The organism is Hominimerdicola alba 8, from assembly GCF_000178155.2.
Lineage (GTDB): Bacteria > Bacillota > Clostridia > Oscillospirales > Ruminococcaceae > Hominimerdicola > Hominimerdicola alba_C.
Genome location: NZ_ADKM02000050.1, coordinates 106769 through 119013 on the forward strand (window position 1 = coordinate 106769; position 12245 = coordinate 119013).

A 12245-nucleotide genomic window follows, 5' to 3' on the forward strand; every position below is an offset into this window, starting at 1 on the left:
GTCTTCGGCGGTCTTCCATCACTCCAAAGGATAAGCCTGTAAATAGTGTAGGGCGGGGGCTTGCTCCCGCCGTTCGTCCCGCACGCAAAAAGATAAAACCACCAAACCCTCGCCCGCAAGCCAACCAAAAAAGCCAAGCATACCGATGACTGATAAGTTTGGGGCAAGCCCCACCCTACTGCCATTCGTTCTTCGCTCCAAAGGATAAGCCTGTCAATAGTGTAGGGCGGGGGCTTGCTCCCGCCGTTCGTCCCGCACGCAAAAAGATGAAACCACTAAACCCTCGCCCGCAAGCCAACCAGAAACACCAAGCATACCGATGACTGATAAGGTGGGGGCAAGCCCCACCCTCCCGCAGTTCGTTCTTCGCTCCAAAGGATAAAACCACCATCAGCAGTCGCCCCCACAAAAAAAAGAAAGCCCCGCACCGAACAGCTAAACGCCGCTCCATGCAGTTGCTTTCTTGATACATATCACATCTTGTGACCGCAGTTGGAACAGAACAACTCGTCTGCCCCTACCAGTTCGCCGCACTGTGGGCAAAGGTTCACAGTCGCTTTCTTTGCAGACTTGTCCTGCGAAACACCGCCAACAGACTCACCCGCCATCTCGGAAACGACCGCCTCCTCAGCAGTGCCGCTGTAGGTCGCAGGCTTCGTTTCGCCTGTAAGACCCTGTACTTCCTGCGTGCCGCCGCCGAAACCTCTTGCGTCACCCTCTTCACCTTTTGCAGACTTTTCTGATTTTTTGTCCGCTCTCGGCACCTCAGCCATAAAGTCCTCGCCGCTTACCTTTATCACCACTGCCAGACCCGCCAGCAGTATGAACAGCCCCGCCAGCACAGGCAGACCGCCCTTAGCTAACTCTACACCGCCGCGAAATTTGTCGCTGTCATAATCAGTCTTGAAATAGTCGCTGATAAGCGAACCTTCCAGCTTTTCCCATACAGCCAGTGCAGGCTCTATGCTCAGGCAAAGCCCCATCAATATGCCTGTCCACCCGAACTCGCGCCCCATCTTTTTGCCCTTAGCGGCAGACAGCGCCCAGATGAACATTATCAGCGCAAATACAGCCATCACAAATGCGGCTCTGTAATTTTCGATGTACTTCATCACATCAAAAGACATGTCGTATACCTGCTTTTTGTAAAACTGCGTGTACACCGCCCCCGCGATGTAGTCCCCCGCAGATGCGCACAGCGCAAATACCGCCGCAAGACCCGTCAGCACACAGACCCCGCCGCCGCTGTTGGTCAGTTTTTTTCTGTATATCTTCTTAGCCATTCTCAGTTCCCCTTTGTGGTTTATTTCCAGTTATCTCCATCATATATCTATATGATACCCGGTTCACTCTTTTTTGTCAACCGTTTTATCCGCCTTTTCGGACAAAGTTTTTTCATCGTCTATCTCTATCATCACAGGTTCGGGCACCTGCGCACCGCTGTATTTCGGTTCGGGCAGAACATCACCATTTTCGCCCGTATCTTCTTCCGACTGCATCGCGCGTATCATCTTCTTTCCGCCGCCCAGTTCCCATACAGATATGACAGCCAGCAGTATAACACCGAAAATGCTTACCACCAGCGAAAGCCGCCAGTAGTTCGGTGAGAACTTCATCTTTATTACGTTCTCACCCTTTTCAAGGGGTATGGCGATAAGCGTGTCATCGACCGCCTTAATCGGAGTGACAGTCTTTCCGTTGACGGTTATGTTCCAGCCATTCTCATATGGTATGGTCGTGAACAAAAGCTGACCGTCCTCTTCACCGTTGACTCTGCCCGTCAGCTGTGTGTCCTCAAACTCCGTCACCTCTAAGGAGTTTTCCTGCATCTTCGCGCAGGCTTGCGCAAAACCGTCATAGTCAAAGCTGTAGAACAGCTTGTCGCGCCAATAAGCCTCATTGTCATCATTGGCGATGGTCACGCGCACACGTATCTCCTGCCCCTCGATAAATCTGCCTATCTTCATTATCGAGTAGTTGTCCCCCGTGAAGAACTGTCCCACATATTCCATCTTGTACTCGCCGTCAACATAGTCGTCTTCGGGCTGATACCATATGTTGCAGCTTCTCTCATATTTGGTCGGCAGGAACATGTACAGGTCGCTGTACCTGTCCATGCGCACCACATAATCTATGTGGCATTCCTTCGTGCTGTTATCCATCGGATAGTATTTCACATGACCGTCAGTGGTATTCACCGTCATCAGATTTTCACTGGCGCTGTTCACCACATCAACAGGCTTGAAGAAGTCATACTCCTCGCCCGCCAGCGCATTGAACAGCCTGTTCTGGTTCTCAAAAGGGTCATCATCGTCCAGCTTCACGCCTGCTATGTCACCCTTTGCCGCCACACCAAGACCAAGTGCGTTGGGGTTCTTATAGAACTTGAAAGTGGTCGGCACAACAGTGGACTTGCCGTCAACTACCTTTTCATGGTCGAAACTTATCTCGGTAGTCAGCTTGTACTCAGGGTAAACTTTATACCTGCTGCTGACATACATGTCATTGCCCGTTTTGTCCATCAAGTATTTTATATCGAAGATGGCATCAGTCATCGGGGTAGCGCCGTCATATTTGGTGTAGTGACCGCCGTATGCAAATCCCAGCCTGTGCAGCATCGTCAGCGCAGGTGCATTCATGGTCGAACTTGAATGCGAAAGACTCTTGTAGCCTGTGCCTATAGCATCATTTACCGTCCTGTGGAAAGTCGCTTCCATTCGGTAGAAAGGTTCCGTGTCGTAATCCTCTATCATATCGACCGCCTTTTTCAGGTCTGACATGTAAGGTTCATAAGAACTGTACTTCGAGTATGCCACATCTACATCTATCTTTTTGATGGTGTCTATATCCACCGCGAACAGTTCCACCGTCAGCACCATCGTCAGCGAAAGCGCCGCGACCTTTGACTTCGGATACTTTCTCACCAGATACAGCAGTACGAAATATACCGCCAGCGCCAGCATGCTGACCCAGATGCCCTGTATCACGTTGTAAGGTTCTCCCTCAGCATTTTTGCGGGTGATGAACAGCTTGAAATGTGTGTAGTTCTCCCTCTCGCACCAGAACAGGAAGACCATCAGTCCGAAGAACACCCCGCCGATATTTTTCGCGGTTATGCCGTCAAGGTTCTCAAAACTCTTGAACGCCATCACCACCAGCAGGAAAGAGAACGTGAACGAGTACCTGAAAGGCAGCCAGTTAGGCACCTGAAAGCCGTGCATAGCCATATCCCACGGCTTGATGTACATAAGCACCACCATTATGGCAGCCAGTATGCCGTCAGCCGCTTTCTCCTTGACGGTTATCTTCTCATTCATGAAATACAGCGGCACCAGCAGAAGCACCAAAGTACCGCAGTATATCATCGGCATGCCCTCAGGGTATACCGTATCGTAAGTCATGGGGAACAGCTTTGTGATGAATGTCAGGAAATCGAACTGTGTCGCCAGCGAAAAATCGGGTTCGGTAAACTCGAACTTGCCCAGTTTCAGCGAATTGTACACAGGTATCAGCACCCACGCCGCACACAGCAGTGCCACCACAGTTCCCGCCCCAAAAGCCAGACACCGCAGTATGAACTTCTTCGGCAGTGCCCTTTTCGGGTCACTGAGACAGGTATAGCAGAAGTAGAAAAACGTGAAGATGCCCACCATATAGCCGATGTAAAAATGCGCTATGAACATCAGTGCCAGCGGTACTATATAGGGCAGCAGCTTCCCCTCTTTCACCAGCCGCTGAACGCCCCAACATATAAGAGGCAGATATATCAGCCCGTCAAGCCACATGGGGTCCATCAGCTGTACCACCATGTACGCCATCAGCGCATACATCAGCGGGAAGATCACCAGCGACACCGTTTTCGGCTCTTTCTTTGCCGACCGTTTCAGAAAGAAACAGCATGTCACCGCAGATGACCCGATTTTCGCCAGCTGTATTATCAGTATGGCAGTAAGCATCATGTGTCGCGGCATCAGCGCTATTATTATCATAAACGGGCTTGCAAGATAATAGGCGAATATGCCGAACATCTCACCGCTCAGATTGCGCGACCAGCTGTATATCCAGCTTTCGTTGCCCCAGAAGGCTTCGCGGTAATGTTCATAGTAGTAAACGTACTGACCGTTGAGGTCAAGCACCAGCACCGAACCGTCACCGATAGGGTGTATCTTAAAGAAAGCATACGACCCGTACATTATCGCCGCTGACAGGAAGAACACCGCAAAGTATATCCGCCTGTCTATGCAGAAACCTCCTATGTTTTCAAGAAAACGCCTGACAGCACTGCCCCTCTTCGCAGGCGGGGTCAGCGGTGCAGACATTGCCGATGAATTACCCATTTTTATCCTTATCCTCTCTTTGGCGGACTATATCGCGTATGATGTAGCGGGGGCGCTGTTTTATCTCTTCGTATATCTTCGAGATGTAATAGCCTATCACCCCAAGACTGAACATTATTATGCTTGAAGTCAGCAATTGCAGTATTATAACAGTGGGGAAACCCGCCTCGGAATTGCCGAAAAATTTATTGTAAAGAGTGTTCACACCCAGTATTATCGATATAAGAAAAGTTATCACGCCGAATGCCGTCACTATCTGCAAAGGCGCAGATGTGAAAGAAGTTATATTGTTCACCGCAAAATGCACCAGCTGTGACGGCTTCCATTTCGATGTGCCTATCTCACGTTCAGCCACCTCGAACCACACTTTTTCGGTACTGAACCCCACCCAGCCCGACATTGCGCGGAAAAAGGTCAGTCTTTCGGGCATGCGGTTCAGCGCATCTATAACGCACCTGTCCATCAGCTTGAAGTCGGAAGCGTCCTGCATATCCAGCCCGCTCCCCTTGCCTATCAGTTTGTAGAAAAGCAGTGAAAAGCCCTTGTACACGGGATTTTCCTTACCTCTCGACTTCTTGCGTCCCTCGACTATATCCACACCGCCCTTTTCCCAGATGCGGTACATCTCGACCACAGTTTCCACAGGGAACTGCAAGTCGCAGTCAAACAGCACCGCGCAGTTGCCCCGCGCCAGTTCAAGTCCCGCAAAAATGGCGCTCTCCTTGCCGAAATTTCTGGAAAAATTCACGGCAGTGATGCGTTTGTCGCTGTTCACCATCGCCTGCATCTTCTGCCATGTTCTGTCAGCAGAACCGTCATTTATAAAGACTATCTCATAGTCAATGTCATTTTCACTCAATATCCTGCCCACAGCCGAAGCAGTGCGTTCGACATTGCCCTCCTCGTTATAGGCAGGGATTATTACAGATATCAAATTTTTCATCTCCGCTTATTTTTACACTTTTATATTACCGCCGCCAATATTTTTTTCTTCAAGCGGCAGTCAGGGTCTATATACTATCCCTCTCTTTTTTAGCTTCGGGGTGTTTTCTGTAGAAGCCTTCTCTCACCGCATTTGCGCGCACTGCCGCCGCTATCGCGAACACGTAGAGCGTCAGCTTGCTCATCGCCGCCATGAAGCCTGCAAATGTCTGCACGCTTTCTATCGGTATGATTCGGTTCAGCAGGTCGCAGGCGAGGTTCACCAGCATACAGATAGCGGTCTTGCCCAGTATATCTTTCAGCCGAAGCAGGTCGGTGCGGTTGTCGGTGAAATGCAGTTCACTGCGTTTTTCGGGCGATGGCGAATCGTTCTCACACAAAAACCCGACAGCGGCAAGTATCACCCTCAGCGAGGTGAAAGTGTTCACCGCACCGAGAAAAGCCGCCGCATAAGCACCCGCAGGACTTTTCACCAAAAACTCAAAGACAGCCGCCGCGCCAGCACTTACAAGTGCCGCGCCGGCCGAAATGACAGCGTTCCTGTGCAGCATGCCGAGCGCTGCCAGCCTTGACTTACAAAAGTGAGCGCTTTCGGGAGCAGCTTGCAGCATGTCCCGCACAACTCTCCAAACAGCGATACCCCCAAGCCCGCTTGCGCGGTCAGGGGGGTCATTCTTATCATTTTTATTTTGCTGTCCGCAGAAGTCTGTCAGCGCGGCAAAGCCCGCAGCGCAGAGGGCAAAGCCCATCGCCTTGAGGATATACCCCGCAGTCCAGCCCAGCGGCAGCTGTATCAGTAAAAGTATTATTCCCGCAATAAGGAGTTCCATTCGGTCAGCTCTTTTTCTTCATGGTAGATTTTATCATAAGTGCGGCACCCGATGCTATCATCGCGAAAATGATGACATACACATAAAGTGTGGTGCCGTATTTCGGGCGGAATTCAAGAGAATTCAGCAGTGATATCACTATAACGAAAAGCCCCAGCGCGGCGGTCATGTAACCGATAAAACGCTTTTTGCCGTCAAGGAAGAATATCAGCCCGATGCCCAGCATAAGGGGTATAAGCATAACGCCGCCCGATACGTGCATACCGAACATTCTCATGCCGAAACCGAAACCGCCTGCAACGGTAAAGGAGTTGAACAGCCAGTAAAGCCCGCCGCCCAACAGCAGGAAACCTATGAAAAACTGCAGCATAGGGTTGCCCGATGAACTGTTCTGTGAAAGGTCGGTATAGCTGTAGTTAGTTGTGTTCTTATTCTTTTTGCCGAACATATCGTTCACTTCCTTTGCTTCACGGGCGTTTTTTGCGGCGAACCGCCTTGCGCTTTTTTCGGCGCGGCGCAGTTCCTTATCAAGATCCGTTTTATTTCCGAACACCTGCCGCCCTCCGTCCATGATATCTTATAACGAAGTTCATGTCATGCGGTCATCCGCCGACACATCAAATGTTATATTACAGCAAACGGCAAAGATCCATGCCGCCTGCAAAGCCTGTTTTCTTTCTGTAGTGCGATCATCATCTATGTCCCCCCGCATATGCGGAGAAACATATAATGATAATCTTTTTGTTGTTCTCTCTTTCTATGCTTTAATTATAAGCTATTTTGCCCCGAATGTCAATACTTCCGCGATTGCACTTGTGTTAATGTCGGTTGCACTTTTTTATAAATCTATGTATATTTCAACAAAATATACGCAAGCAAATCAGAACACTGCCAAAATTTCCTCTTTTGCAAAGTATGCCGTCCCTTTCCGCAGTATTGACTTTTAATGGGTCATACATTATAATACATATAAGTGATAAATGAAAATATGACTATCCCTTTAACACTCCTGCTGAAAATGCGGCAAGCCAAAGCATGATCGGGCGTTGTGTCAGCGGAATGACCACAAATGCAAATACACATATATTGCTCACACAGCATTTACCCGATTGGTCATATTTCATTTATATCAAGGTAATACTGACGGCAATTATAATCACAAAGCACAAAAACCGACTGATGTCACAGGTCAAAGGGCAATTTTTGACTTGAAAAATGCGTCAAAAAATGTTAAACCTAAAATAAAGAACATGCTCAACTGTCGGGTACACTATTATAATGATGGCATGGGTGCGTTTAACGTTCACCGAAATGCCGATCGTTACGGCAGAGCGTGGTCTTTATAGCAATCCAACTTTTTAAATTCACAAAATCCGGTCGCAAAAGCTGGGATTTATGGGTTTTGTGACCGGATCTTGTCTGAATTTTAAGGCGGATCGCTATAATTACGGGAAAGCGAGGTCGGTGCCCGAATGGGAAACAGACTTTTTGTACGCCGCGCGGCGCTGGCTGCCGCACTGGTCTGCGCAGTCGGAATGACAGCAGGCTGCGGCGGTACGGCTGACGATGACAGCAGATCGGTTTCTGCGGCTGAAACAACTACACGGTCGGAGGGGCAGACGGAAACTATGACAGATAAGGAAGAACAGGTGTTCACCGAAAATATCACAGGTTCGGCTGACGGATACGACTACGAACTCTGGAAAGATAACGGTGACACCGAGATGACCGTCATGGACGGCGGAAAATTCAAGTGCAGCTGGGACAACATCAACAATGCGCTGTTCCGCAGGGGGCAGAAGTTCGACTGCACAAAGACTTATAAGGATCTTGGAAATATCTCTATTAAATATGGTGTTGACTATCAGCCCGACGGCAACTCCTACATGTGCGTTTACGGCTGGACGAGAGATCCGCTGGTGGAATATTACATCGTAGAAACATGGGGTTCGTGGAGGCCACCCGGAGCGACAGCACCGCTGGGCACTGTGACGGTGGACGGCGGCACATACGACATCTACAAGACCACCAGATACGAACAGCCATCGATAGACGGCACAAAGACCTTCGACCAGTACTGGAGCGTAAGGCAGGTCAAGCCCGAAATGAACGGTACGAAGCTGGAGGGGACGATATCTGTTTCAAAGCACTTTGATGCGTGGGAACAGGTGGGTCTTGAGTTGGGAAATATGTATGAAGTCGCGCTGAATATAGAGGGATATCAGTCAAAGGGTCATGCGGAGATCTACGAGAACGAACTGACCATAGACGGGAACTATTCGGCTGACCCTGCGCCAGAAGTCACCAAAAATGAGGGCGGCGGCGTAATGCCTGTTGCAGGCGGCGTGGGATACTTCACCAGTAACTTTGAGGACGATGAATGCAGCTGGCAGGCAAGAGGTCCTTCGACCGTGATACAGTCGGGGGACGAGTCGCTGGAAGGCAGCGGTTCGCTGTTTGTAAGCGGACGCACCGACAACTGGAACGGCGCTTCTATAGTGCTGGATCAGGAGATATTCAAGGCGGGCAGTGCCTACGCTTTCAAAGTGCATGCTTTGCAGAAGAGCGGCAGTGATGTCACAATGAAGCTGACTTTGCAGTACAGTGACGACGGCGGAGATCACTATGACGAAGTTGCGCAGAAGACTGTTCCGAGCGGTAAATGGACTGTGCTGGAGAACAGCGCGTTCACTATACCTGCGAGTGCGGTAAACCCGATACTTTATGTTGAGTCGCCTGACAGTCTGACAGATTTCTACATCGACTGCGCTGAGAGCAAAGGCGATGACGGCGAGGCAGTGGAGTCTTCTTCGGGGAAAACAGATGCGGAATACGTGTTTGAAGACCCTGTGGAGATAAAAAACACAGCTGACATTTCATGGATAGACAAGGATAAGCCGATGGTGGCGATAGCTTTCGATGACGGCGCAAGCGCCGCGAAAAAGGACGACCCCGCTTATCGGATAATCGACACGATAGCTGACAACGGCTTCCATGCAACATTTTTCTATGTGGGAAGCTGGATAAAGACCGAAGAACAGGTAAAGTATGCCCACGACAAGGGCATGGAGACAGCAAACCACACCATGACACACCCATACCTCAGCGAGCTGACACCCGCCGAGATAAGGGACGAATATGAGAAGTGCCGCGTCAAGCTGAAAGGCATAATAGGCGAAGAACCGTCGGCAATGTGCAGGCTGCCATACCTTGACGACGGCGGAGAAACTGCAAAAACGCTCAATGATGCGGCGCTTATCACTTGTTCGGTAGACACGGGCGACTGGAACAAGGCGACTGCCGATCAGATAGTCGAGAAGCTGGAAAAGGCAATGAACGACGGCAGTCTTGACGGCGCGATCGTGCTTTGCCACGAGAACTATGCGACTACAGCTGAGGCTATGGAGAGGTTCGTACCGAAGCTGAAAGAAGCGGGCTGGCAGGTAGTAACAGTGTCGGAAATGTTCGCGGCAAGAGAAAAAACGATGATGGGCGGGACTATCTACAGGAAGATCGGATAATGCTATCTGGGCAAAAATTGCGATTGGCTGATTTTTTGTAAAATTTGACCATCAGTGCGTAAATTTCGGCATATATGTTCTTGCAAATTGTTAGGGCGTATGGAAAATTTTTAGCTTTTAGAAATTTATTTTTCAGACAACTACAGGAAATTCTTGTAAAAGACAATACAACTTTTTGACAAACGTGTGATTATCGCAATTAATGGTCAAAATCCATCTCTAACAACGCAATAATCGGTTAGTCAATTTATTGTAGTTGTACTAAAATGGTTACATGGATATATGTAAGCAGTTGCAGATATAAGGCAGCTGCGGAAATTACAATTATTGGAGGTAACCGTATATGAAAATTTCTAAGATCTTTGCGGGCATGTCCGCACTGGCTATCGCAGGCATGACAGCTATCCCTGCTTTTGCAGATAAGACCTTCATCGACAACACAGGTCTGGATTATGTCGAGATAAAAGAGGTTGACGGCATTTCCCAGTACTATGTAGATCTGGGCAAGAGCCCTTATGATCCAGCGACCGTTACTGCTGTAACTTTCAAGTTCAGCGTTGACGACTCTGACGGTTTTGGCGGCGGTCTGATGCTCAACAGCAATAAGAGCGGCTGGGATCAGGACACCACTGTTAAGGGCGACTGGGGCAACGAAGGCGCTGATAAGACCATCACTGCTGAGGGTTCTGACGGCGAGTACAGCCTGACATTTGAGTTCGGCGCACTGGGCGAAGAGTACTGGGGCGCACCTACCGATGAACAGTATTGGGCACAGGTAGTTTGCCAGCTTTGGTGGGGCAAGGACGTTACCATGAACGCAATTGAGATAGCAGGCGAAGAGAAGGCTGCTGCTCCTACCGAGAGCAAGGCTGAAGAAGAGTCTAAGGCAGAAGAGAGCAAGGCTGAGGATTCCTCCAAGGCTGAGGAGTCTTCTAAGGCAGAAGAGTCCAGCAAGGCTGCTGAGTCTTCCAAGGCTGCCGAGTCCAGCAAGGCTTCCACGACCACTACAACTACTACCACAACAACTACTTCCAAGGCAAGCGATGCTACCGCTACTGCTGACAACAGCAACCAGGCAACAGGCGCTACCGCAGGTATAGCTCTGGCTGGTCTGGCACTGGCAGGTGCAGTTGCAGTTGTTTCCAAGAGAAAGTAATTTTTCGCGGACTCATAACAAAGCAATAAATAAGTAAAGCTACAGGCGCTGTTGGCAGCAACTGCGCCTGTTTTCACGCCCTTCAAATTGTGAAAATATACAAAATTTACAAATTTACGCCAGTTATTTTATTTATAAATCATAATTTTGGCATTTTGCAACAGGCGGCTGAACTGTCATATGGCTCAGCCAAATGTTGTGACAGAACACAGTTTATATCGAAACGGAGGCTAATCAAATGAAAAAGCTGCTCGCGCTGACGATAGCGCTCACACTCAGTTCGGCTATGCTGGCAGGCTGTGGCGACACATCGTCCGAAAGTTCAAAGGCTGATACCACAACCACCACAAAAGCGACCGAAACAGAGGCTCCCGCAGAATCGGAAGCACCTGAAACGACCACCACGACAGAAGCACCGAAGGAAACGGAAGCACCCGCTGAGAGCGAGGCTCCTGCTGAGGAAGCGGGCGGCGCTCAGGGGTTGGAAGCCATCAAGGACAGGCTTAAGAATTATGACAATGCTTCGCTGAAATTCACCCTTGATACCGATGTCAGCCAGTTCATCTACCCATTTGACCAGGAAAACACCAACAACCTGAAATACAAGGACGCTGACGGCAACGAGATAGAAAATCCCCACAAGGATGAGGTACACAAGCCGGGCGAAGAAGGCTACGGCGGAAACGAAGCTGTGCTGGATATCTCGGTGCAGGATGTTGGCGGCATACCGATGTGCAAATTCAGGGAAGTTTACCAGCAGTGGCAGGACGCAAACGGCAATGTTCTGTATGAACAGAGCGATGACGCTGTTGCACCTGTATACATGCTGAGAAAGTGGAACATCGACCTGGACAAGTTGTTTGCGGGTCATGAGGAAGAACTGGCAAAGATATTCACTGTCAAGTTCGATGTAGTTGCCATAGCACAGGAACCCGCTTCGGACAGCGGCGAGATCTGGGGCACAGGCATTTACTGGCTGGGCGGCGAGATGGGCACCAACAATGTTGAGAAGTGGTCGGGCAACCTGACAGGCTTCGATATGAGTTCTGACAAGGACGACACGGCAGGCTGGATAAACCAGTGGGCTTACACAGAGATAGTCGGCAGACCCGGTGTAAATGCGGGCACAACAAAGTCATTCGGCTTTGAGGAGAACGACCACAACTACATATTCTTCCAGACATGGGCAAGCACACACCATCAGCTGGTGGATTTCTACATAGCTGACATGGTACTGCTGGACGAAGACGACAATGTTATAGCTGTTCCCGAAGAAAACATACCTAAAGGCGCAAGTTATGATGTTGTTGACCCGCTGGGTGACGGCACGATATATTCGGGCATCACCGCTGAATAGGCTATCCACAGTAAGCGACACATATTTCACAATATAAAAAAATTTACTGTTAACTATATAAAATAAAGTCAAAGACCCTGCGGTACATGCCGCAGGGTCTTT

8 protein-coding genes are annotated in these 12245 nt (G+C 49.6%); 3 read left to right on the plus strand and 5 right to left on the minus strand.

What is annotated here, in order from left to right:
* Positions 1-473 precede the first annotated feature (473 nt).
* The 5 genes from CUS_RS05030 to CUS_RS05050 all read right to left on the minus strand — a co-directional run bounded on the left by CUS_RS05030 (position 474) and on the right by CUS_RS05050 (position 6662).
* Positions 474-1283 (minus strand): zinc ribbon domain-containing protein, encoded by an 810-nt coding sequence (locus CUS_RS05030; RefSeq protein WP_002847782.1) that lies wholly within the window; start codon positions 1281-1283, stop codon positions 474-476.
* A 63-nt stretch (positions 1284-1346) separates the two neighbouring features.
* Entirely contained in the window at positions 1347-4337 is a 2991-nt protein-coding gene (locus CUS_RS05035; protein ID WP_002847973.1) for a YfhO family protein, read from the minus strand.
* Complete coding sequence (locus CUS_RS05040; protein WP_037276580.1) at positions 4330-5280, minus strand: glycosyltransferase family 2 protein; 951 nt, start codon at positions 5278-5280, stop codon at positions 4330-4332. Before CUS_RS05040 ends, CUS_RS05035 begins: the two co-directional genes overlap by 8 nt.
* Before the next feature lie 67 nt (positions 5281-5347).
* Positions 5348-6109 (minus strand): hypothetical protein, encoded by a 762-nt coding sequence (locus CUS_RS05045; RefSeq protein WP_002847818.1) that lies wholly within the window; start codon positions 6107-6109, stop codon positions 5348-5350.
* A 4-nt stretch (positions 6110-6113) separates the two neighbouring features.
* Positions 6114-6662, minus strand: a complete 549-nt coding sequence (locus tag CUS_RS05050) for a hypothetical protein (protein ID WP_002847756.1) — start codon at positions 6660-6662, stop codon at positions 6114-6116.
* Between the two features lie 919 nt (positions 6663-7581).
* Here CUS_RS05050 and CUS_RS05055 point away from each other — a divergent pair.
* From CUS_RS05055 to CUS_RS05065, 3 genes are all read left to right on the plus strand, one after another.
* On the plus strand, positions 7582-9630 hold the full coding sequence (locus CUS_RS05055; RefSeq protein ID WP_002847764.1) for a glycoside hydrolase family 11 protein: 2049 nt from the start codon (positions 7582-7584) through the stop codon (positions 9628-9630).
* Between the two features lie 343 nt (positions 9631-9973).
* A complete protein-coding gene (locus CUS_RS05060; RefSeq protein WP_002847974.1) occupies positions 9974-10786 on the plus strand; it encodes an NPXTG-anchored protein in 813 nt (270 codons plus the stop codon).
* A gap of 238 nt (positions 10787-11024) precedes the next feature.
* Positions 11025-12143 (plus strand): hypothetical protein, encoded by a 1119-nt coding sequence (locus CUS_RS05065; RefSeq protein WP_002847814.1) that lies wholly within the window; start codon positions 11025-11027, stop codon positions 12141-12143.
* Positions 12144-12245 lie beyond the last annotated feature (102 nt).

Bases quoted from the DNA above. Each gene is read 5' to 3' on its own strand.
- CUS_RS05030 (WP_002847782.1), bottom strand. From the start codon at position 1,283: ATGGCTAAGAAGATATACAGAAAAAAACTGACCAACAGCGGCGGCGGG.
- CUS_RS05055 (WP_002847764.1), top strand. From the start codon at position 7,582: ATGGGAAACAGACTTTTTGTACGCCGCGCGGCGCTGGCTGCCGCACTG.
- CUS_RS05060 (WP_002847974.1), top strand. From the start codon at position 9,974: ATGAAAATTTCTAAGATCTTTGCGGGCATGTCCGCACTGGCTATCGCA.
- CUS_RS05035 (WP_002847973.1), bottom strand. From the start codon at position 4,337: ATGGGTAATTCATCGGCAATGTCTGCACCGCTGACCCCGCCTGCGAAG.
- CUS_RS05040 (WP_037276580.1), bottom strand. From the start codon at position 5,280: ATGAAAAATTTGATATCTGTAATAATCCCTGCCTATAACGAGGAGGGC.
- CUS_RS05065 (WP_002847814.1), top strand. From the start codon at position 11,025: ATGAAAAAGCTGCTCGCGCTGACGATAGCGCTCACACTCAGTTCGGCT.
- CUS_RS05045 (WP_002847818.1), bottom strand. From the start codon at position 6,109: ATGGAACTCCTTATTGCGGGAATAATACTTTTACTGATACAGCTGCCG.